Source organism: Spirillospora sp. CA-142024 (assembly GCF_050942325.1).
Lineage (GTDB): Bacteria > Actinomycetota > Actinomycetes > Streptosporangiales > Streptosporangiaceae > Spirillospora.
The window spans coordinates 4,944,392-4,966,350 of the sequence record NZ_CP192077.1; the positions used below are offsets into that span (position 1 = coordinate 4,944,392).

Genomic DNA, 21,959 nt, shown 5'->3' on the forward strand with positions numbered 1-21,959 from the left:
ATCGCGCCCTCTACACTTACTTACCCTAAGTAAGGAAAATGCCGCGATGCCGGGACCCGGCGACCGGCCGACGCGGGAGGTTCGCATGACCGGCGCCCCGGCCACGGCGCGCGAGGCGTCCGGGCATCCGGGCGGCCGCGCCCGGCCCACCGGGCCGACGCTGCTCGCGCTCGCGGCGGCCGGGATGGTCGTGTCGGTGCAGCAGACCCTCGTCCTGCCGCTGCTGCCGCAGCTCATGGACCGCTTCGACGCCTCCATCACCGACGTGACCTGGGTGTTCACCGCGTCCCTGCTGGCCGGCGCGGTGGCCACCCCGCTGCTGACGCGGTTCGGCGACATGTACGGCAAGAAGCGGATGATCCTGCTCGCGCTCGTGCTGCTGCTGACCGGCTCGGTGGTCTGCGCGGTGTCCGGCTCGCTTCCGGTGCTGATCGCCGGGCGCGCGCTGCAGGGCGTCTCGTCCGCGCTGATCCCGCTCGCGATCGGCATGATCAGGGACACCTTCCCGCCCGCCCGGGTCACCACGGCGATCGGCATCGTCAGCGCCACCATGGGCGTCGGCGGCAGCGCCGGCATGATCGTGACCGGGCTGATCGCCACCCGCACCTCCAGCCACCACCCGGTGTTCTGGATCGCCGCCGCGCTGGCCGCGGCCGCGCTGGCGCTGGCCGCGGCGGCGGCCCGGGACGTGGGCGTCCGGGCCGGGGGACGGCCCGACTACGCCGGCGCGGCGGTGCTCGCCGGCTGGCTGGTCTGCCTGCTGCTCGGCATCAGCCAGGGCAACGCGTGGGGCTGGACGTCCGGCGGCGTCCTCGCCCTGTTCGGCGCCGCCGCGGCGGCCTGCGCGGTCTGGGTCGTGATCGAGCTGCGCGTCCGGGCACCGCTGGTGCGGCTGAACCTGCTGGTCGGCGCCCGGTCGCTGTCGGCGAACCTCGTCTCGGCGCTGCTCGGCTTCTCGATGTTCGCCGCGTTCACGCTGATCGCCGGGTTCGTGCAGGCGCCCTCCGCGAAGGTCGGATACGGGCTGGACGGCTCGGTCCTGGACGTGGGCCTCTACATGCTGCCGAGCACGGTGACCATGCTGGTCTTCTCGGCGATGGCCGGGCGGATCGCGGCCCGCCTCGGCCCCGCCTGGACGCTCGCGATCGGGTCGGCGTTCGCCGGGCTGTGCTACGCCTGGCTCGCAGTGTCGAACTCGCACGGGTACGACATGCTCGCGTTCAGCGCCATCCAGGGCCTCGGGTTCGGGATCGCGTACGCGGCGCTCGGGACGCTCGCCGTCCAGCACGTCCCGATGGACCAGAGCGGGATCGCCAGCGGGATCAACTCGCTCGTGCGCACCACCGGCGGCAGCGTCGCGGGCGCCGTCACCGCGTCGATCCTGGCCGGGCGGGTGATCGACGGCACCGCGACACCCACCCTCGGCGGGTACGTGCTGTGCTTCTGGATCGTCGCCGCGGGCGCGGCCGTGGCCGCCCTCATCGCCGTCGCGCACGCCCTGCGCCACCCCTCCGAGACCTCCGTCCCGGCGGCGCGGGCCCTTGACGAACCGGCCCCCCGCCATGCCCTATAGGTGTGCGGCCCTAATCGCGGATCGAGGCCGCAGCGCAGACTCGGGCCATGGACCCGTCACCGGGAGGACCACATGGGCGCCTACGCGGCCGCGTACGAACGCAGCATCGCCGACCCGACCCGCTTCTGGGGGCTGGCCGCGCGGGACGTCCGCTGGCTCGTGCCGCCGGACCGGGTCCTGGACGACGGGGCGCCGCCGTTCTACCGCTGGTTCACCGGCGGTGAGCTCAACACGTGCGACAACGCGCTGGACCGGCATGTCGAGGAGGGCCGCGGCGACCAGACGGCGCTGATCTACGACAGCCCGGTCACCGGGACCGTGCGCACCTACACCTACCGGGAGCTGACCGGCCTCGTCGCCCGGTTCGCCGGGGCGCTGCGGGCGCAGGGCGTCGACCGCGGCGACCGCGTCGTCATCTACCTGCCGATGGTGCCCGAGGCGGTGATCGCGATGCTGGCGTGCGCGCGGCTCGGCGCGGTGCACTCGGTGGTCTTCGGCGGGTTCGCGGCGCGGGAGCTGGCCGTCCGCATCGACGACGCCCGCCCCAAGGCGGTGGTGTCGGCGTCCTGCGGGATCGAGGCGGGCCGGATCGTCCCCTACAAGCCGCTTCTCGACCAGGCCCTCGAACTGGCCCGGCACAAGGTCGAGCGGTGCGTGATCCGGCAGCGCGAGCAGCTGCACGCCGACCTGGTCCGGCCGCGGGACGTCGACTGGGACGAGGCGCTCGCCACGGCCGAGCCCGCCGAGTGCGTGCCCGTCGCCGCCACCGACCCGCTCTACATCCTGTACACGTCCGGGACGACCGGGCGGCCGAAGGGCGTCGTCCGCGACAACGGCGGGCACGCGGTGGCGCTGCGCTGGTCGATGGAGAACGTGTTCGGGGTCGGCGCCGGCGACGTGTTCTGGGCCGCGTCCGACGTCGGCTGGGTCGTCGGGCACTCCTACATCGTGTACGCGCCGCTGCTCACCGGCTGCACGACCGTCCTGTACGAGGGCAAGCCGGTCGGGACGCCGGACGCGGGCGCGTTCTGGCGCGTGGCGGCGCAGCACCGGGTGAAGGTGCTGTTCGCCGCGCCGACCGCGATCCGCGCGATCAAGAAGGAGGACCCGGAGGGCGCGCTGCTCGCCGGGCACGACCTGTCCCCGCTCGACGCGCTGTTCCTCGCCGGCGAGCGGCTCGACCCGGACACCTACCGGTGGGCGTCGCGCGTCCTGGACCGCCCGGTCATCGACCACTGGTGGCAGACCGAGACCGGCTGGCCGATCGTGGCGAACCTGCGCGGGCTGGAGCCCATGCCGGTCAAGGCGGGGTCGCCGTCGGTGCCCGTCCCCGGGTACGACGTGCGGGTCCTGGCGCCGGACGGCTCGGCCGTCCCGCCCGGCGCGGACGGCGACATCGCGATCCGGCTGCCGCTGCCGCCGGGCACGCTGCCCACCCTGTGGCAGGACGACGAGCGGTTCGTCGAGTCCTACCTGACGCGGTTCCCGGGCCACTACCTCACCGGCGACGGCGGGCACATCGACGAGGACGGCTACGTCTGGGTGATGGGCCGCACCGACGACGTGATCAACGTGGCCGGGCACCGGCTGTCAACCGGGACGATGGAGGAGGTCATCTCCTCCCATCCGGCGGTCGCCGAATGCGCGGTCATCGGCGTCCAGGACCCGCTCAAGGGGCAGGTGCCGCGCGGGCTCGTCGTGCTGAAGAGCGGGGTCCTGGCGGAGCCGGGAGAGGTGTGCGCGGAGCTGGTGAGGCTGGTGCGCGACCAGGTCGGGCCCGTCGCCGCGCTCAAGGAGATCTCGGTCGTGCCGGCGCTGCCGAAGACGCGGTCGGGCAAGATCCTGCGCGGTGTGATGCGGGGAATCGCGGACGGCCAGGAGGTATCGGTCCCGTCCACGATCGAGGACCCGGACGTGCTGGACGACCTGCGCCCCGTCCTGCGCCGGACGCCGTAGCCGCCGGTTGTACTCGGTCAGGGGGTGCGGCGGGTCCGCTCCGGCCAGAACGCCGCCACGAGGCAGACGCCGGCCGCCGCGAGGACGATCTGGAACAGGATCTCCCAGGGACTCCAGCCGCCGTCCCCCAGGCCGAACACGTGGACCAGGCCCGTCCCGGCGAACGCCGCGACGACACCGGCCCCCATCAGGAGCCACACCGGCATGGTCGGCCTGCCCGGCACGATCAGCCGCGCCAGGGCCCCGATGACCGCGCCCAGGACGACGGCCGCGGCCAGCCCCCCGATGGTCATCCGTACGCTCCTCCCGTCGCCTTCGGGCCCTCGTCGGAGCCCTACCCGCGTCCCGGGCGGCGACACGAGCGCGGGAGGCTAGCGGATGACGAGCGTGTGCCGTCCCCGGCCGACCAGTTCGCCGATGACCGGGGCGCCCGGAATCTCCCCGGCGACCAGCAGGCCGCCGGACGTCTGGGCGTCGGCGAGCAGCAGCCGCTCCTCCTCGGCGATGCGGCGGAAGTCGGTGTGCGGCGACACCCAGGACAGGTTGCGCCGGGTGCCGCCCGGTACGAACCCGTCCCGGAGCGCCTCGCGCGCGCCGTCCAGGTACGGGACGGCGGAGGCGTTCACGACGGCCGTGACCCCGCTCGCCCGCGCCAGCTTGTACAGGTGGCCGAGCAGCCCGAACCCGGTGACGTCGGTGGCGCAGGTCGCGCCGTGTTCGAGGGCGGCCCGCCCGGCGTCGGCGTTCAGCTCCGTCATGGTCGCGACCGCGTGCGGGAACTCCTCCCCGGTCGCCTTGTGCCGGGCGTTGAGGACGCCGATGCCGAGCGGCTTGGTCAGCGTCAGCGGGACGCCGGGGCGGCCGGCGTCCAGCCGCAGCAGCCGGTCCGGGTCGGCGACGCCGGTCACCGCCAGGCCGTACTTCGGCTCGGGGTCGTCGATGCTGTGCCCGCCCGCGATCGCGCAGCCGGCGAGGGCCGCCACGTCCCGTCCGCCGCGCAGCACCTCGCGGGCCAGCTCCACGGGCAGCGCGTCGGCGGGCCAGCCCAGCAGGTTGAGGGCGATCAGCGGTTCCCCGCCGACCGCGTACACGTCGGAGAGCGCGTTGGCGGCGGCGATGCGGCCCCAGTCGTAGGCGTCGTCGACGACCGGCGTGAAGAAGTCGGCGGTGGACACCACGGCCCGCGCCCCCTCGATCCGCAGCACGGCCGCGTCGTCGCCGTCCGGGCCGCCGACGAGGAGGGAGTCGTCCCCGCCGGTCAGGCCGGCCACGACCCGTTCCAGCTCCCCCGGCGGGATCTTGCAGGCGCAGCCGCCGCCGTGCGCGTACTGCGTCAGGCGGGCGGCGGGGGCGAGTCGGGTCACCGCAAGATTTAACGCACAACTATCTCAAATGATCAACAAACGGACAGTACGGGAGCGATCACCGAGGGCCCATCCCGGCCGCGACCAGCGCCGGATTCGGTGAAACCCTTGTCCGAACGTCGTTCGGCATGATGCGATTCGCTCTGCAAGTCATCACTTACATCAAGGGGCGACATGGGACGGACGATCTGCACGGCCCTCGCCGAGACCGCCGGGCGGCACGGCGCGAGGCCCGCCTACTCGGACCGGATCGACGGCGAATGGAAGACGCTGACCTGGGCTGACACCCGGACCCGCGCACTGGAGACGGCCGCCGGGTTCGCCGCCCTCGGCCTGGAGTCCGGCGACGTCGTCGCGCTGATGATGCCGAACCGCTCCGAGCACGTCATCGCCGACCTCGGGGCCGTCCACGCCGGCGGCGTCCCCACCACCGTGTACGCGACCCTCGCGCCCGACCAGGTCGCGTTCGTCGCGGGCCACTGCTCCGCCAGGTACGCCGTCCTGGACGGCAAGGACCAGCTCGACCGCTGGCTGCCGGTCCTCGGCCGGCTGCCCGGGCTCCGCAAGATCATCGTGGTGGACGCGGACGCCTGCCCGTCCGGCGACCTCTTCCTCACCTGGGACGCCCTCACCGAGCTCGGCCGCCGCGAGCTCGCCGCCGACCCGTCCGCCGCCGACCGGCGCTGGCGGGCCGTCAAGCCCGAGGACACCGTCACCCTCCTGTACACCTCCGGCACCACGGGCGACCCCAAGGGCGTCCTGATCACGCACTCGATGGTGCTGCACGAGGCCGAGATGGTGCGGCGGACCTCCGTCCTGCCCGACCATCCGTCCGGCATCTCCTACCTGCCGTTCGCGCACATCGCCGACCGCGTCCTCAGCTACTACCTGCCCGTGGGGCTGGCCTCCCACGTCCACTTCTGCCCCGACCCCTCCCAGCTCACGACGATCCTGGCCGAGGTGCGGCCGCACTCCTTCTTCGGCGTCCCGCGCGTCTGGGAGAAGGTCATGGCCGGCATCCAGGCCGTCCTGTCCGCCGAGCGGGACGAGGCGAAGAAGCAGGCCGTGACCGCCGCCCTCCACGCGGGCCGCGCCTACGTGACGGCACAGGAGTACGGCAACACCCTCACCCCCGAGATCACCGCCGCGTTCGAGACGGCCGACACGGCGGTCCTCACGCCGATGCGCGCCCTCCTCGGCCTGGACCGGGTGCGTCAGGCGTCCAGCGCCGCCGCCCCGCTGCCGGTCGAGGTCGCCCGCTTCTTCGCCGGGCTCGGCCTGAAGATCTTCGACGCCTACGGGATGACCGAGACGACCGGCGCCGTCACCGCCAACCTCGCCGACTCCTTCAAGCTCGGCACCGTCGGACGCCCCTTCCCCGGCGTGGAACTGAGGCTGGCCGGCGACGGCGAGATCCTCGTCCGCGGCGCCACCTGCACTCCCGGCTACCTGAACCGCCCGGACGCGACCGCCGACCTGATCGACCCGGACGGCTGGGTGCGCACCGGCGACGTCGGCCGCATCGACGCCGACGGCTTCCTCACCGTCGTCGACCGCAAGAAGGAACTGATCATCACCGCCGGCGGCGAGAACATCGCCCCGTCCCTGATCGAGAACCGGCTCAAGGAGCACCCCCTGGTCGGCCAGGCCCTGGCCTTCGGCGACCGCCGCCCGTACGTCGTCGCCCTCATCACCCTCGACGGCGAGGTCGCCCCCGTCTGGGCCGCCGCCCGCGGCATCGACACCACCGACCTGGCCGCCCTCGCCGCCCACCCCCTCGTCCTCGACGAGGTCGCCAAGGCCGTCGAGGACGCCAACACCCGCCTCGCCCGCGTCCAGCAGGTCAAGAAGTGGCGCCTGCTCCCCGCCGAGTGGACCGCCGAGAGCGAGGAGCTCACCCCGACCCTCAAGCTGAAACGCCGCGTCGTCCACGCCAAGTACTCCGCCGACCTCGACGCCCTCTACACCGGCTAAGATCGCCCGCGGAGGCGTGTGAGCGCCTGGTGGCCTCCCCGGCCTTCAAAGCCGACGGTCCCGAGCATCTCGGGACGGCGGGTTCGATTCCCGTACGCCTCCGCCACCCCCGTTCCGGCGGCGGGGCGCCGCGTACGGTTGGGGCATGGTGGCGCTGGTGATCCCGTCGTTCGCGGCGGTGGTGGCGAACTGGAGCATCGACCGGACGGACCGCCGGGAGTGACGGGGCCGGACGTCGCGGCGGTGCTGGACCTGGCAGGGATCTTCGTGTTCGCGGTGTCCGGGGCGCTGGCGGCCGTCCGGCAGCGGCTGGACGTCGTCGGGATGGTCGTGCTGGCGGAGATCACCGCGCTGGGCGGCGGGATCATCCGGGACCTGATGATCGGGGCGGTGCCCCCGGCGGCGTTCACCGACCTCGGGTACGTGCTGGTGCCGCTGGCGGCGTCGGCGCTGGTGTTCTTCTGGCATCCGCAGGTGACGCGGCTGCTGCCGGCGGTGCTGCTCTTCGACGCGGCGGGGCTCGGGCTGTTCTGCGCGACCGGGACGGTGAAGGCACTCGCCTACGGACTGTCCCCGGTGCATTCGGTGCTGCTCGGGATCGTGACGGCGGTCGGCGGCGGCATCCTGCGGGACATGCTGGGCGGTCAGATCCCCGCGGTGCTCTACGACCGGCAGCTCTACGCGCTGCCGGCGCTGCTGGGCGCCGCAGTGACCGCGGCCGCGGACGCCGCGGACCTGCACGGAGGCGCCGTCACCGCCGGCGCCGCCGCCATGGCGTTCGGACTGCGGGTGCTCGCCCTGCGGTACGGGTGGCGGGCGCCCCGGCCGCGCGGCGTTCCCGACTAGCCCCCGCGCCGCCTTCGTGTATGACGGATTTCCGGGGTACCGTCACGGTCATGGGGCGGATCACCGTGCGGAAGCCCGTGCTGCGGCTGAGCACGTCCGGGTCGCGCGGGCGCAGGCCCGACACGCTCGCGGTGGAGGAGCCGCTGGAGATCCGCGTGGCCGGCAAGCCGCTGACGATCACGATGCGCACGCCCGGGCACGACTTCGACCTGGTCGCAGGGTTCCTGGCGGCCGAGGGCGTGATCGGGGCGGCCGGCGACCTCGCGACCATGCGGTACTGCGCGGACACGGCGGAGCAGAACACGCTGGACGTCGTGCTCGCGGCCGGCGTGGCGCCGCCGGACGACTCGATGACCAGGGCGTTCACGACGACGAGCGCGTGCGGGGTGTGCGGGAAGTCGAGCATCGAGGCGCTGCGCGCCGACCGGCCGTACGAGGTGGCGGGCGACCCGCTCCGGCTCACCCCGGGCGTCCTCGCGGCCATGCCGGGCCGGCTGCGCAAGGCGCAGCGGGTGTTCGACCGCACGGGCGGGCTGCACGCCGCCGGGCTGTTCGACGCGGCGGGCGGGCTGCTCGCCGTGCGCGAGGACGTCGGCCGGCACAACGCCGTCGACAAGGTGATCGGGTGGGCGCTGCGGCAGGACCGGCTGCCGCTGACCGGGACCGTCCTGATGGTCAGCGGGCGGGCGTCGTTCGAGCTGACGCAGAAGGCGATGACCGCGGGCGTCCCGGTGCTGGCGGCGGTGTCGGCGCCGTCCTCGCTGGCGGTGGAGCTCGCGGAGGACGCCGGGATGACGCTCGTCGGATTCCTGCGCGGCGAGACCATGAACGTCTACGCGGGGGCGCAGCGTATCGGGCCGTGACGTGCGGCTCTTGTCACGACGCACCGAAAACCAAGCGGTAACTTGTTGGGCTGTCCTCAAGAAACCACGGGCCCGGCGGAGGTTGACTGCTCTGCCAATGGCAGACGCGCGGCGAGGGGCACGCCGCGTCCGGCAGGACGCGTGGGAGGCGAGGACCCGATGACGAGGCCCCTGGCGGACGGCGGTCCGGCGCCCATCGACGAGCGGCATCCGCCGATCAGGCCGCGGCGCGTCTCCTTCGACTGGTCGGACACGCCGCTGCACTGGGTGCCGGGCGACCCGGTCGCCACGCACATCATCAACTCGTTCCACATCGTCCTGCCCGAGGGCGAGAAGTGGTTCATCCAGTGCGTCAAGGACGCCCGCCCGCATATCAGAGACGAGCGGCTGCTGGAGGAGATCAAGGGGTTCATCGGGCAGGAGATGGTGCACGCCCGCTCCCACCAGGGCGTGCTCGACCAGATCCTGGAGCGCGCCGGGATCGACGTCTCCAAGATCACGGACGCGGCGGGCCGGGGCAACGCCGAGCGGCCCGCGCAGATGGCGGCGCTGAAGGAGCGCGACCCGCGGGCCTGGCGGCGCCGGCTGCGGTTCGAGCTGGCGGCGGTCGCCTCGATCGAGCACTACACCGCCGTGCTCGGCCAGTGGATCATGGACAACGACCGGCTCGACGAGGCCGGCGTGGACCCGACGATGCTGGACCTGCTGCGCTGGCACGGCGCCGAGGAGGTCGAGCACCGGTCGGTGGTCTTCGACGTCTTCAAGGCCATGGGCGGCGGCTACGCCACCCGCGTCGCGGCCTGGGTGGTGTCGCTGTTCTTCCTGTACTGGGCGCTGATCGGCGGCTCGCTGTATCTGCTCAGGCAGGACCCGACGATCAAGCGGCGGGTGACGCCGCTGCGCGTCTACCGCTCGTACCGGCGGTCGGTCCGGCTCGGCCACGTGCCCGGGGTCTTCCGGCTCCTGCTCGGCGAGGCGCCCGTCTACCTCAGGCCGAACCACCACCCGTCGAAGGTGTGCTCGACGCCGCGCGCCCTGGAGTACCTGAGGCGGTCGCCCGCGGCGAAGGCCGCGGGCTACGACCCGTACTAGACCCGCCGGCCGTGGCGGGCGTCACGCCGGCGGCTCTTGACCGGGGGACGATTCGGCGATTTATTAACGTCGTGTCCAATAAAGTGGCGCTCGCCCGCGTGCACGACGAGGCGGAGCTCGAGCGATTCCGTGCCGTCCAGCGGCTGTGCTACCGGTGCGCCGAGGAGGTCGCCGGCACGCTCGAACCGGGCGTGACCGAACGCGAGGCGTGCCGCCGCATGCGCCGCTGGCTGCGGGAGCGGGGCGTCGACGACTGGCTGCACACCCCGTTCGCCTGGTTCGGCGACCGGTCGGCGTTCCGCGGCTTCAAGGTGCCCACGCAGTTCCTTCCCGGCGGGACGCGGCTGGAGGAGGGCATGCCGTACATCCTCGACATGGCGCCGGTGAGGGACGGCTACTCCGCCGACATCGGGTACGGGGGCGTCCTCGGGGAGAACCGCGTTTGGGAACGGCTGGACGCCGACCTCGCCGCCTACCGGACGCTCATCCTCGATCTGGTGCGGGAGCGCCGCACGTTCGCCGGCATCTACGCCGAGGTGGACGCGCTCATCGACCGGCAGGGCTACGAGAGCCGGCACCGCAAGTACCCGGGGCGCGTCATCGGCCACCAGGTCGGGATCATCGGCGGGATCCTCCCCAGACGCGTGGGATTCCCGTTCGGTGTACGGTTCCTCCAGACCATCGGCCGCGAACTGGTCAAGGAGCGCCTCGAAGGGCGCTCCCCGCTCTGGAACGGGGCCGCGCAGTCCCAGCACCCCCCGACGCCCGGGCTGTGGGCGGTCGAGCCCCACATCGGGTTCCGCGGCGTCGGCGTGAAGTTCGAGGAGATCCTCGTGGTCACCGAGGACGACGCGTACTGGCTCGACGACGACCTGCCCCACGTGCACCGGTGGGCCCGACGGGAGACGACCCCATGACACCCCCCGCTCCACCCGTCACCAAGAGGCGCGTCCGGGGCGACGGTGTCGACCTCGCCGTCTATGAGCAGGGCGACCGGTCGAACCCGACCCTCCTGCTGGTCCACGGCTATCCCGACACCCACGCCGTCTGGGACGAGGTGGCCGGACGGCTCGCCGGGCGGTTCCACGTCGTCAGGTACGACGTGCGGGGCGCGGGCGCCTCCTCGCGGCCGTTCGGGAGCAGGCGCTACACGTTCGACTACCTGATGTCGGACATGCGGGCCGTGCTCGACGCCACCGCACCCGAGCGCAAGGTGCACCTGGTCGGCCACGACTGGGGGTCGATCCAGTCGTGGGAGGCCGCCTGCACGATGCCGGACCGGTTCGCCTCGTTCACCTCGATCTCCGGGCCCTGCCTCGACCACGTCGCACACTGGATGCGGCGGAACCTGGCCCGGCCGACGCCCGCCAACCTGCGTCGGGCGGCGGGGCAGGCGATCCGGTCCTGGTACATCTACTTCTTCCAGACGCCGCTCCTGCCGGAGCTGCTGTGGCGGGCCGGGATGGCCGGGCCGTTCAGCAAGGCGCTGCAGCTGGGCGAGGGCATCCCGGTCCGGGACGGCCACCCGGCCCGGACCATGGCCCGCGACGCCGCCGCGGGCGTCGGACTGTACCGGGCGAACATGATCCGGCGGCTCCGCCGTCCGCGTGACCGGCGCACGGACGTCCCGACGCAGGTCATCGTCCCCACCCGGGACCTGTTCGTCTCGCCGCATCTGGTGGGCGGCCTGGCCGGACGCGTCCCGAACCTGTCGCTGCGGCCCATCGCCGCCGGGCACTGGGTGCCGCGCAGCCACCCCGGCGTCGTCGCCCGCTGGATCATCGAGCACGTCACGGGTGTCCAGGGCGGCCCGCTGAGCGCCGCCGAGTCACGCGCGCTCGCCCGGGCCAGGGTCGGCGGGAACCGGCGCCCGTTCGAGGGCTCCCTCGTCGTCGTCACCGGAGCGGGCAGCGGAATCGGACGCGCGACCGCGCTCGCCTTCGCCGAACGCGGCGCCGAGGTGGTCGCGGCCGACCTCGACCTGTCCACCGCGCAGCGCACCGCCGAACTCGCCGGTCTCCTCGGCCCGGCCGGCCACGCCTTCCAGGTCGACGTGGCCGACCCCACCGCGATGGAGGACTTCGCCAAGTCCGTCCTGCACGACCACGGAGTGCCGGACGTCGTCGTCAACAACGCCGGGATCGGGATGGCCGGGGCCTTCCTCGACCACACCGCCGACGACTGGCAGAAGATCCTGGACGTCAACCTGTGGGGCGTCGTCCACGGCTCACGGCTGTTCGCCAAGCAGATGGTGGAGCGCGGGCAGGGCGGCCACATCGTGAACACGTCCTCGGCCGCCGCGTTCACGCCGTCCCGCGCGCTGCCCGCCTACGCGACGAGCAAGGCGGCGGTGCTGATGCTGTCGGAGTGCCTGCGCGCCGAGCTGAAGGGCCAGGGGATCGGGGTCAGCGCCATCTGCCCCGGGATCGTCAACACCAACATCACCCGGACGTCCCGCTTCGTCGGCCAGGGGAAGGACGAGGAGGAGCGGAGCCGGCAGCGGGTCGCGCGGGCCTACGCGCGCCGCGGCTTCGGGCCGGACCGCGTGGCGGAGCGGATCGTCGCGGCCGTCCGCGACGACCGGCCGGTGGTACCGGTGACACCGGAGGCACGGCTGAGCTACCTGGCGTCCAGAATCGCCCCCGGCGTGATGCGCCGGCTGGCCCGGCTCGACGTCGGCTGATCCGCGCCCGCCCGGTACCCGTAGGGTGATCACCGGGGAGGCGGTGCCACATGGCCGACGCGGTGGTCATCGGCGCGGGACCGAACGGGCTCGTCGCCGCCAACGTGCTGGCCGACGCGGGATGGGACGTGGAGGTCCTCGAGGCGCAGCCGGAGCCGGGCGGCGCAGTCCGCAGCGACCGGGGCGTCCATCCCGACTACGTCAGCGATCTGTGCAGCGCGTTCTACCCGCTCGGCGTCGCGTCGCCGGCGATGCGGGCGCTGGATCTCGAACGACACGGATTGCGCTGGCGGCACGCTCCCGCCGTCCTCGCCCATCCGCTCCCCGACGGACGCTGCGCCGTCCTCGAACGCGACCCGGAGGCGACGGCCGCCGGCCTCGACGCGCTGGGGAAGGGCGACGGCGAGGCGTGGCTGCGGCTGTACGGCCTGTGGGAGGAGCTGGGGGAGGACGTCCTGCGCGCCCTGTTCACCCCGTTCCCGCCGGTCCGGGCCGCGCTTCCGCTGGCGGTGTCGGCGCGCCGCGCGGGCGGCCTCCGCGTCCTGCGCTCGCTGCTGGCGCCGGTCCGCACGCTCGGTGAACAGGAGTTCGGCGGACCCGGCGGCCCGCTGCTGCTCGCCGGGTGCGCGCTGCACACCGACCTGTCCCCCGAGTCGCCGGCCGGGTCGCTGTTCGGCTGGCTCCTCGCCATGCTCGGCCAGCGGTACGGGTGGCCGGTCCCCGAGGGCGGCGCGGGCGAACTGACGGCGGCGCTGGTGCGGCGGCTGGAGTCCCGCGGCGGACGTGTCCGCTGCGGCACCCCGGTCACGTCGGTCGTCGTCCGGAACGGGCGCGCGCTCGGCGTCCGCACGGCGTCCGGTGAGCCGGTGCGCGCCGCCAGGGCGGTGCTCGCGGACGTCCCGGCTCCCGCCCTCTACGGCGGTCTGGTCCCGTGGGCCGACCTGCCCGCCTCGCTCCGCGCGGACATGCGGCGCTTCACCTGGGACCCCGCCACCTTCAAGGTCGACTGGGCGCTGTCGGGCCCGATCCCCTGGACATCGCCCGGCGCCGGACGTGCCGGGACCGTCCACCTGTCCCCCGGCCTGGACGAGCTGACCGGCTACAGCAGCCACCTCGCCACCGGCCGGGTCCCGTCCGAGCCGTTCACGCTCCTCGGCCAGATGACGACGGCCGACCCCGCCCGGTCCCCCGCCGGAACCGAGTCGGCCTGGGCCTACACCCACGTCCCCCAGCGGGTGAAGGCCGACGCCGGGCCCGGCGGCATCACCGGCGTCTGGGACGAGCGCGAACAGGCGGTCATGGCGGACCGGGTCGAGGACGTCGTGGAGCGCTACGCGCCGGGATTCCGGTCCCGCGTCGTCGCCCGCCGCGTCGTCGCGCCGCCCGCGTTCGAGGCGCACAACGCCGGCCTGCGGAACGGCGCGCTCAACGGCGGCACGGCGATGATCCACCAGCAGCTCGTGTTCCGCCCCGTGCCCGGTCTCGGGCGCGCCGAGACCCCGGTCGCGGGGCTCTACCTGGCCTCCGCGTCCGCGCATCCCGGCGGCGGCGTCCACGGCGCGTGCGGCGCCAACGCCGCACGCGCCGCGCTGGCCCACGCCGGCCCCGCGGGACGCCTGCTCACCCCCGCCCTCAACGCGCTGACCCGCCTCGTCGCCCCCTGACGCGCACCGCCTCCGCGTCGGTCCGCCCCGACGTTTACCGGCTCGGGGTTTCCCCGGACGCCGGAACATGCGACCTTTGCAGGAACAAGCCCGGCGACCGGCCCCGCCCCCGGCGGCCGTCGTCCCACGGGTCCGAAACCGGCACCGGAGCGTGAGGCATGCGGATTCGCGACATTCTGCGGAGGAAGGGAGACGCGGTGGCCACGGTGCGGCCCGAGGCCACCGTGCGGCAGTTGCTCGCCATCCTGGCGGAGCACAACATCGGAGCGGTGGTGGTCTCGCCCGACGGCACGTCCATCGCCGGCATCGTCTCCGAGCGGGACGTGGTGCGGCGGCTGCACGAGCACGGCGCCGCGCTGCTGGACCGTCCCGTCTCCGACATCATGACCGCCGAGGTCCGCAGCTGCGGCCCCGGCGACCAGGTGGAGGACCTGCGGCGCGTCATGACCGAGCACCGCTTCCGGCACGCGCCCGTCGTCGCGGACGGCCGGCTCGCCGGGATCGTCAGCATCGGCGACGTCGTCAAGAGCGCCATCGACGAGCTGGAGAGCGAACGGGAACACCTGGTCGACTACATCCAGCGCGCCCCGTAGCCCCGGTCGGACGCAGCACCGGTCGGACGGCGCCGGTCAGACGTAGGCGGGCAGCGGCCGGGCGGCGGGCGCCGCCTCGACCTCACGGCAGGCGAGGGCCAGCCGCTCGGCCGCCAGGCGCAGCGTGTCCGGCGGCAGCACGTACGGCAGCCGGAGATAGTCCTCCAGGACGCCGTCCGCGCCGAACACCGGGCCGGCGACCACCCGGACGCCGAGCCGCTCGGACGCCTCGGTGAGCCGCGACGCGACGGGCGCGCCGATCCGCGCCCAGAGCGACATGCCGCCCGCGGGCAGCCGGAACTCCCAGCCGGGCAGCAGCTCGCGCAGCGCCGCGGCGAGCGCGTCACGGCCGCGCAGCAGGCTCTCGGCACGCTCGGCGCGGACCTCCTCCACCCGCAGCAGCAGCTCCCGGACGATCAGCTGGTCCAGCACCGGGCTCGCCATGTCGAACGGCTCGCGGGCGAGCACCAGGCGGCGGGCCAGCGGCGCGGTGGTGCGGATCCAGCCGATCCGCAGCCCGCCCCACAGCAGCTTGGACGCCGACCCGATCGTGACGACCCGCCCGCCGGCGTCGTAGGACGCGAGCGGCGGCTCGCGCGGCGCCTCGGGGTCGTGGGCGAGGTCGGCGAACGTCTCGTCGCAGACGAGGAACGCGTCGGCGCGCCGCCCGGCGTCGACGAGCGCGGCCCGGTCGTCCGCGGACATCAGGTGGCCGGTCGGGTTGTGGAAGTCGGGGATCGTGTACGCCATCCGGACCGCGGCCTGCCGCATGGCGCCCGCGGCGAGCTCGACGTCCCAGCCCTCGTTGACGCCGACCGGGACGAGCCGGGCGCCGCGGCGGCGGAGCGCGCCGAGCGCGTGCGGGTAGGTGGGGCGCTCGACCATGACGGCGTCGCCCGCCTCGATGAGCAGCTCCGACAGCAGCGTGAACGCGTGCTGCGCGCCGGTGGTGACGACGATCTGGTCGGCGCGCGTGGGGACGCCGCGGGCCGCGTAGCCGTCCGCGATGACCTGCCGCAGGCTCGCCAGCCCGGCGGGTTCGTAGCCGGGGCCGGAACTGTAGCGGGGCAGCTCGTCGACGGCCGCGGCGACGGCCTCGCCGAAGATCGCGGGTGCGCCGGGGGTGGCGCAGCCGAGGTCGATGAAGGACGGGTCGTCGGGCGCGGGGTGGGCCCTGCCGAACCGGTGGCCGGCCGGGGCCGCGGTGGCCGGGTCGGCCGCCGACATGCGGACCGGGGGCAGCGCCGTCCAGCTTCCCGCGCCCTGCCGGCTCTCGATGTAGCCCTCGTCGCGGAGCCGGTCGTAGGCGGTCGTCACGGTGGTGCGGCTGACCCCCAGGGCGGCGGCCAGGTCGCGCTCGGCGGGCAGCCGGGTCCGCAGCGCGAGCCGGCCGTCCAGGACGAGGCCGCGCACCGACCGGGCCAGCGCCGCGTAGACGGGCCGCTCCCGTGACACGTCGCCCAGCAGCCGGGCGAGATGCGGACCGCTCACGTAACGCGTACTCATACAAGCCACTTTCGCATATTGGCCCTGCAAATGCCAGGCCACTTGTCCGGAGAATGACCTGGAACGATGGCCACTAGTGGGTTGGAGCACGATAATGGCCTTGATGGCGCGCCGTCTGGTGCAGCTCTATGTTGGATTGGCCTTGTACGGGCTCGGGATCGCCCTCCAGGTGTCGTCCGGCCTCGGCAACGACCCGTGGGACGTCTTCCACCAGGGCCTCTCCCGGCGTCTCGGACTGTCGATCGGCATGTGGATCATCATCGCCGGCGCGGTCGTGATGCTCGCCTGGATTCCGCTCCGGCAGCGGCCCGGGATCGGGACGGTCAGCAACGTCGTGCTCGTCGGCGCGTTCGCCGACCTGTTCCTCTGGCTGCTGCCGGACCCCGGCGCGCTCGCGGCACGCTGGGCCTACCTGATCGCCGCCGTCCTCGTGGGCGGCTTCGCCACCGGCTGCTACATCGGCGCGGGCCTCGGCCCCGGGCCGCGGGACGGGCTGATGACCGGCCTCGCCGCGCGGGGCCGCTCGATCCGCGTGGTCCGGACGGCGATCGAGCTGGCCGTGCTCGCCACGGGCTGGCTGCTGGGCGGCACCGTCGGCGTCGGGACCGTCCTGTACGCCGTCGCGATCGGGCCGCTCACCCACGTCCTGCTGCCCGCGCTGACGATCAAGCCCCGTGCCCCTGAGCCCGCGCCGGAACCCGAGCCCGTCTGCGCCGCCTAGCGGCGGAAGAGTCGGACGGCCTGCTCCGCGAGCGCGGTGAGCAGGGGCGCGGCGTCCGCCTTCAGCTCGGCGAGCGTCCGCGGGCCGTCGGCGAGACTGAAGGCGGCGGTCAGCCCGAGCGCGTGCAGTTCGTCCAGCGGCCCCGCGACGCCGCCGGCGAGGGCGACGCACGGCGTCCCCCGCTCCCGGGCGAAGGTCGCGACGGCGGAGACGACCTTGCCGGCGGCGCTCTGCCCGTCGACGCGGCCCTCCCCCGTGATGACCAGGTCCGCCCCGGCCAGCGCGACCGGGAGGCCGACGGCCTCGGCGACGAGGAGCGCGCCGCCGGCCGGCTCCGCGCCGAGCAGGCCGGCGAGCCCGCCGCAGGTGCCGCCCGCCGCGCCCGCGCCGGGCAGGTCGTGGACCCGGACCCCGCCGTGCGCGGCCACGACGTCGGCGAAGACGGTGAGGGCGGCGTCCAGCTCCGCCACCTGGCCTGGGGACGCGCCCTTCTGCGGGCCGAACACGGCGGCGGCGCCGTCCGGCCCGACCAGGGGGTTGGTCACGTCACAGGCGACCCGGAACCGGGTCGCGCGCACCTCGCCGGGCACCCCGGAGTCGTCGATCGACGCGAGCCGGGCGAGCGCCGCCCCGCCCGGAGGAAGCTCCGCGCCGCGGTCGTCCAGGAGGCGGACGCCGAGCGCGCGCAGCAGCCCGGCGCCGCCGTCGGTGCTGGCGCTGCCGCCGATGCAGACGAGGACGTCGCGGGCGCCGCGCCGCACCGCGTCGGCGATCAGCTCGCCGGTGCCGGTGGTGGCGGCGTTCATCGGGTCGGGCGGAACGTCCTCGACCAGCGGCAGGCCGGACGCCGCGGCCAGTTCCACCACCGCGGACCGCCCGTCGCCGGACAGGGCGTAGCGCGCCTTGACCGGACGTCCCAGCGGGTCGGTGGCGGCGACCTCGATCGCGTCGCCCGCCCGGGCGCTGAGGAAGCAGTCCAGGGTGCCCTCGCCGCCGTCGGCCATCGGGACCGCGACCACCTCGGCGTCCGGCACGGCGCGCCGGGCGCCCGCCTCGACGGCGGCGCACACCGCCGCCGCGGACAGGCTGCCCTTGAACGAGTCGGGCGCGACGACGATCCGCATCAGCACTCCGCCGCGGTCATCGCTCGGCCGCCGTCATCGTTCTGCCGCGAGCGTCGCGAGGACGGAGGCGAACTCCTCGGGCAGGACCAGGGTGTCGCCCTCGTAGCGGGTTTCGAGGTAGGTCAGCTCACCGGCGCGCCACCAGTAAAGGTGCGGGCTCAGCGATCCGGGCCCCTCCTCGTACGCGCGGTGAGCCTGCGCGTGGAGTTCAGTGGCGGCCGCCACGGCCTCGCGGTAGCGGGCCCGCGGACAGGCTTCGGCGATCTTGAGCGGGTGCGCGACGATGAGGCTGCGGTTGGGGGCGATGACCAGCGCGCCGTACGGGCCGATCGACAGGTACTCCTCCAGCCACGCCAGGTGGGTGACGGCGTAGAACGTCCAGCCGTGCAGGACCGAGACGCGGACGCCGCCGAGGTCCTGCTCGTCCAGCTGGAGCGGCCCGTCGGCGCGGACGTTGGAGCGGCCGAGCATGAACAGCGCGTCGCCGGACACCGGCCAGCCGTTCATCTCCTCGGTGGTGACCGTCCGGACGGTGGTGGGGGTGTCGACCACCACGACCTCGATCAGCCCGGGCGCGAACGGCCGGGCCGCGAGGACGCCGTTGTCGGCCTCCGCCGGGTAGATGCGGGTGCGCAGCAGATGCTGGGCGAGGTCGAAGTCGCTGAGGTCGAGGGGCTCCTCGACCGCGGTGACGATCGTGGTGACGTGGTCGGAGACCAGCGCGGGCCAGTCGTCGCGCGGCACGAGCCGGGCGAGCTGCCGCAGGTCGCGCAGGCTGACGTGCAGCCGGTTGGCGCCCTCCAGCAGCATCACCTCGCCGGGCGCGCGGCTGCAGGTGTAGCCGAGGCTCTCGGCGACGAGGACGAGCAGTGAGTCGAGGGTCCCGTCGTCCCATGGTTCGGGACGGGCGTGGCGGCCGCTCATCGCGCACCTCCTGGGGGCGCTTCGAAGGTGAGCGCGCCGGGGTCCGGCACGGCGGGGTGCGGATCTGTGCTTGCGGGGTCGGGGGCGTGCAGCACGGCGGGGGCGCCGAGTTCCAGGGTGTGCTGGCGCGGGCCGTGCCCGGCGGGGAGGCCCGCCAGGACCGGGACGCCGAGCGGGCCGAGCCGCGCGGCGAACACCGAGTCGAGCTCGGCGGGGTCGCCGCAGTCCTTCCAGGTGCCGAGCGCCACGCCGGCCGCGCCGTCGAGCCAGCCCGCCTGGAGGAGCTGGACCAGCATCCGGTCGATCCGGTAGGGCGCCTCGGTCACGTCTTCGAGGAAGACGATGCGGCCGGCGGCGGGCGGCGGCGCGTACGGGGTGCCGAGCACGGCCGTCAGCAGCGAGAGGGTGCCGCCGGTGAGCGGGCCTTCGGCGCGTCCGGGCCGCAGGGAGTGCGTGCCCGACAGGGTCACCGGACCGCCGAACAGGGCCGCGCGGAGGCCGTCCAGAGAGTCGTCCGGCGCGGCCGGGTCCAGGTCGGCGATCACGCCGGCCGGCATGGGGCCGAAGGACGTGGTGACGCCCAGGCGCGTTCCGAACGCGGTGTGCAGGGCGGTGATGTCGCTGGAGCCGTGCAGGATCTTCGGGCCGCCGCGGGAGGCGTCCGACGCCTCCGTCGCCGCGTGCAGGGCGTCCCAGTCGAGACGGTCCAGGACGCGCGTGGCGCCGTAGCCGCCCCGCGCGCAGACGACCGCGCGGACCCGCGGGTCGCACCAGGCGGCCTGGAGATCGGCGGCGCGGTCGGCGTCGCCTCCCGCCAGCCGGTGCCAGTCGGCGCGCACCGGCCCGGAAGGGCCGAGGTTGACACGGTCCAAAGCGTGCTTTCCGACCACCACGTCAAGGCCGAGGTCGCGCAGCACGGCGCAGCCCGCCTCCAGCCGGGCGGGCTCGGCGGGGCCGCTGGGCGCGACCACCGCGACACGATCGCCGGGCCGCAACCGCCCGTACCTGCGGGCCTTTCGCGCGCGCCCCGCGCCGCCGGGCATGCCGACGGCGGGCGCGTCGGACGGCCCGTCGGCCGCCTCCGCGCGGGCGCCCCCGCTGTTCAACCCGATCCCTCCTCGCACCGCGACGGATAGAGCTTGTCAGGATCCGGACGCCAGCGGAAGGGGCGGCCGGTCACGACCCGCAAACAGATCACCGCCCCGTGCCGAGGACGAGCCCGGCGAGGCGCGGCAGCGTCTCGCCGATCGGCCGGCGCAGCACGGCGTCGGCCAGCCCATCGTAGGGCGTCTCCTCCGCGTTGATGATCACCAGGCGGGCGCCGTGGTCGACCGCCTCCAGGCACAGCCCGGCGGCGGGCTGCACGGTCAGCGACGTGCCGACGGCGAGGAACAGGTCGCAGGACCGGGCCGCGGCGACCGCCGCGTCCAGGACGTCCCGGTCGAGGGCCTGGCCGAAGGAGATCGTCGCCGACTTCTGGACGCCGCCGCAGTCGGCGCAGGGCGGGTCGTCCTCGCCGGCGTCGACGCGGGCGAGGATCTCGGTCATGGGGGTGCGCAGTTCGCAGGCGAGGCACACGGCCTCCCGCACCGTCCCGTGGATCTCGATGACCGCGTCCGCCGACGATCCGGCGCGCTGGTGCAGGCCGTCGATGTTCTGGGTGATCAGGGCGCGGAGCCGTCCCGCCCGCTCCAGCTCGACCAGGGCGGCGTGCGCGGCGTTCGGCTCGGCGCGCCAGACCGGGTGATCGCGGCGGGCCCGCCAGGACCGGCGGCGCACCTCCGGGTCGGCCAGGTACGCGCCGATCGTGGACATCGCCTCGGCCGAGGGGTCCTTCGTCCAGACGCCCTGCGGGCCGCGGAAGTCGGGGATCCCGCTGTCGGTGGAGATCCCGGCGCCGGTGAGTACCGTGATCGACTCGGCCTTCGGCAGAAGTTCGGCGAGCGTCATGGGAGCGTCCACCCTCCACATGGTAGGTCCAGGGCGGCCCGCCCCGGCCCGGATGACGGACCGGTACTCGGCGGCTAACGGATGGGTATCGGGCGGCCCCTTACGGAGGGTCACGGAGCGACCGGGCCTCAAAAGGTGACAAACTTGGCCCGGTATGAGATCGACGCCGCACATCCTGGTGATCAACGGCACCAAGGTCCGCCGCCCGGTGTTCATCCTGGGCGCTCCGCACTCGGGTGCGGAGCTCCTCGCGCGTGCGGTCAAGCGCTCCCCCGGCTTCCATCTGACCACCGGCCGGCACGGCGTCCTGCGGGTCACCTACGCGTTCGCCAGGCAGCCCTCCATCGCGAACGAGCGCGGGAAGGGCGCCGCGCGGGTGCTGCGGGACGCCTACGCCGAGGCGTGGCAGGTCTCGGCGCGGGCCTGCGCGCAGTGCCCGGACGAGTGCCGCGAGCTGGGCGGCCTTCCGCCGCGCCCGCCCGGCCCGCCGGACCGGCCGGCGCAGGAGGCCGACCTGCGGGAACCGTGCGTGGAGCCGAACGGGCTGGCCCGGTTCGCCGACGCCTCACCCGACCTGATCTACAGCGCCGACGTGCTGCTGGACGCCTTCCCCGACGCCCAGCTCGTCCAGCTGATCCGGGACGGCCGGGACGCCGTCGCCGACATGCTGGACGACGAGCGCTGCCTGGCCTGGTTCAAGCCCGGCCTCGCCAACCTCGACACGGTCTTCCCCAACCCGTTCTTCGGCGTCGAGGACCACACCGACCGCAACCGGTGGCCGCGCGCGGCGCCCGCCGTCAAGTGCGCGATGCGGTGGCGCGGCTCGGTGCGGCTCAGCGCCAAGCTGCGCCAGCAGGTTCCGGAAGAGCAGCTGTTCACCGTCCGTTACGAAGATCTCGTCTCCAGGCCGCGGCGCGTCGGCGCCGATCTGTCGGAGTACCTGGACGCGCCGCTGTCCAAGACGGCGCTGTCGGGTCTGGTGCGGGCCGGGGACCGGGACGCCGGCGAGCCGGGCGTCGGGGTGTGGCGCGAACGCCTCACCCCGCGGCAGGCCGCCCAGGTCGAGAAGGTCGCCGGCACCGAGCTGCGGAGGCTCGGCTACCGGCTCGGCTCTGACGCCTGAGCG

19 protein-coding genes and 1 tRNA gene are annotated in these 21,959 nt (G+C 74.3%); 13 read left to right on the plus strand and 7 right to left on the minus strand.

Annotation, left to right across the window (positions count from 1 at the left end):
• Window positions 1-85: 85 nt before the first annotated feature.
• Window positions 86-1,573, plus strand: a complete 1,488-nt coding sequence (locus ACQPZP_RS23855; RefSeq protein ID WP_433471947.1) for an MFS transporter — start codon at window positions 86-88, stop codon at window positions 1,571-1,573.
• Between the two features lie 72 nt (window positions 1,574-1,645).
• The gene (locus tag ACQPZP_RS23860; protein ID WP_433471948.1) at window positions 1,646-3,529 is read left to right on the plus strand and encodes a propionyl-CoA synthetase; all 1,884 of its coding nucleotides are present in this window, start codon (window positions 1,646-1,648) and stop codon (window positions 3,527-3,529) included.
• A gap of 17 nt (window positions 3,530-3,546) precedes the next feature.
• Here the strand turns inward: ACQPZP_RS23860 and ACQPZP_RS23865 are convergent, their stop codons facing one another.
• Window positions 3,547-3,822 (minus strand): GlsB/YeaQ/YmgE family stress response membrane protein, encoded by a 276-nt coding sequence (locus ACQPZP_RS23865; protein WP_433471949.1) that lies wholly within the window; start codon window positions 3,820-3,822, stop codon window positions 3,547-3,549.
• A 78-nt stretch (window positions 3,823-3,900) separates the two neighbouring features.
• Window positions 3,901-4,893: a selenide, water dikinase SelD gene (selD, locus tag ACQPZP_RS23870; protein ID WP_433471950.1), complete on the minus strand. Its 993-nt coding sequence runs from the start codon at window positions 4,891-4,893 to the stop codon at window positions 3,901-3,903.
• Window positions 4,894-5,067: 174 nt separating this feature from the next.
• Between selD and ACQPZP_RS23875 the strand changes: the two genes are divergently transcribed.
• The 9 genes from ACQPZP_RS23875 to ACQPZP_RS23915 all read left to right on the plus strand — a co-directional run bounded on the left by ACQPZP_RS23875 (window position 5,068) and on the right by ACQPZP_RS23915 (window position 14,608).
• Window positions 5,068-6,867, plus strand: coding sequence for an AMP-dependent synthetase/ligase (locus ACQPZP_RS23875; protein WP_433471951.1), 1,800 nt, complete (start codon window positions 5,068-5,070; stop codon window positions 6,865-6,867).
• A 10-nt stretch (window positions 6,868-6,877) separates the two neighbouring features.
• Window positions 6,878-6,973, plus strand: a tRNA-Sec gene (locus ACQPZP_RS23880).
• Window positions 6,974-7,086: 113 nt separating this feature from the next.
• Window positions 7,087-7,713, plus strand: a complete 627-nt coding sequence (locus ACQPZP_RS23885) for a trimeric intracellular cation channel family protein (protein WP_433461497.1) — start codon at window positions 7,087-7,089, stop codon at window positions 7,711-7,713.
• Between the two features lie 50 nt (window positions 7,714-7,763).
• Window positions 7,764-8,576: a formate dehydrogenase accessory sulfurtransferase FdhD gene (gene fdhD, locus ACQPZP_RS23890; RefSeq protein WP_433471952.1), complete on the plus strand. Its 813-nt coding sequence runs from the start codon at window positions 7,764-7,766 to the stop codon at window positions 8,574-8,576.
• A 159-nt stretch (window positions 8,577-8,735) separates the two neighbouring features.
• Window positions 8,736-9,668, plus strand: coding sequence for a metal-dependent hydrolase (locus tag ACQPZP_RS23895; RefSeq protein WP_433471953.1), 933 nt, complete (start codon window positions 8,736-8,738; stop codon window positions 9,666-9,668).
• 71 nt (window positions 9,669-9,739) lie between these two features.
• On the plus strand, window positions 9,740-10,585 hold the full coding sequence (locus ACQPZP_RS23900) for a M24 family metallopeptidase (protein WP_433471954.1): 846 nt from the start codon (window positions 9,740-9,742) through the stop codon (window positions 10,583-10,585).
• A complete protein-coding gene (locus ACQPZP_RS23905; RefSeq protein ID WP_433471955.1) occupies window positions 10,582-12,351 on the plus strand; it encodes an SDR family oxidoreductase in 1,770 nt (589 codons plus the stop codon). Before ACQPZP_RS23900 ends, ACQPZP_RS23905 begins: the two co-directional genes overlap by 4 nt.
• A 50-nt stretch (window positions 12,352-12,401) precedes the next feature.
• On the plus strand, window positions 12,402-14,015 hold the full coding sequence (locus ACQPZP_RS23910) for a phytoene desaturase family protein (protein ID WP_433471956.1): 1,614 nt from the start codon (window positions 12,402-12,404) through the stop codon (window positions 14,013-14,015).
• 158 nt (window positions 14,016-14,173) lie between these two features.
• Window positions 14,174-14,608, plus strand: coding sequence for a CBS domain-containing protein (locus tag ACQPZP_RS23915; RefSeq protein WP_433471957.1), 435 nt, complete (start codon window positions 14,174-14,176; stop codon window positions 14,606-14,608).
• 36 nt (window positions 14,609-14,644) lie between these two features.
• Here ACQPZP_RS23915 and ACQPZP_RS23920 read toward each other — a convergent pair whose 3' ends face one another.
• Window positions 14,645-16,114, minus strand: a complete 1,470-nt coding sequence (locus ACQPZP_RS23920; protein WP_433471958.1) for a PLP-dependent aminotransferase family protein — start codon at window positions 16,112-16,114, stop codon at window positions 14,645-14,647.
• A 94-nt stretch (window positions 16,115-16,208) separates the two neighbouring features.
• Between ACQPZP_RS23920 and ACQPZP_RS23925 the strand changes: the two genes are divergently transcribed.
• The gene (locus ACQPZP_RS23925) at window positions 16,209-16,835 is read left to right on the plus strand and encodes a YczE/YyaS/YitT family protein (protein WP_433471959.1); all 627 of its coding nucleotides are present in this window, start codon (window positions 16,209-16,211) and stop codon (window positions 16,833-16,835) included.
• Here the strand turns inward: ACQPZP_RS23925 and ACQPZP_RS23930 are convergent.
• The 4 genes from ACQPZP_RS23930 to ACQPZP_RS23945 all read right to left on the minus strand — a co-directional run bounded on the left by ACQPZP_RS23930 (window position 16,832) and on the right by ACQPZP_RS23945 (window position 20,833).
• Window positions 16,832-17,959 carry a glycerate kinase gene (locus tag ACQPZP_RS23930; RefSeq protein ID WP_433471960.1) on the minus strand — a complete coding sequence of 376 codons (1,128 nt, stop codon included), beginning with the start codon at window positions 17,957-17,959 and terminating at the stop codon, window positions 16,832-16,834. The two genes, ACQPZP_RS23925 and ACQPZP_RS23930, sit on opposite strands and share 4 nt — an antisense overlap.
• A gap of 33 nt (window positions 17,960-17,992) precedes the next feature.
• Window positions 17,993-18,883: a hypothetical protein gene (locus ACQPZP_RS23935; protein ID WP_433471961.1), complete on the minus strand. Its 891-nt coding sequence runs from the start codon at window positions 18,881-18,883 to the stop codon at window positions 17,993-17,995.
• The gene (locus ACQPZP_RS23940) at window positions 18,880-19,989 is read right to left on the minus strand and encodes a S66 peptidase family protein (RefSeq protein WP_433471962.1); all 1,110 of its coding nucleotides are present in this window, start codon (window positions 19,987-19,989) and stop codon (window positions 18,880-18,882) included. The genes ACQPZP_RS23935 and ACQPZP_RS23940 overlap by 4 nt, the downstream gene beginning before the upstream one ends.
• Before the next feature lie 88 nt (window positions 19,990-20,077).
• Window positions 20,078-20,833 (minus strand): SIR2 family NAD-dependent protein deacylase, encoded by a 756-nt coding sequence (locus tag ACQPZP_RS23945; protein ID WP_433479667.1) that lies wholly within the window; start codon window positions 20,831-20,833, stop codon window positions 20,078-20,080.
• A gap of 154 nt (window positions 20,834-20,987) precedes the next feature.
• Here ACQPZP_RS23945 and ACQPZP_RS23950 point away from each other — a divergent pair, with 154 nt between their 5' ends.
• Window positions 20,988-21,956, plus strand: a complete 969-nt coding sequence (locus tag ACQPZP_RS23950) for a sulfotransferase family protein (RefSeq protein WP_433471963.1) — start codon at window positions 20,988-20,990, stop codon at window positions 21,954-21,956.
• Window positions 21,957-21,959 lie beyond the last annotated feature (3 nt).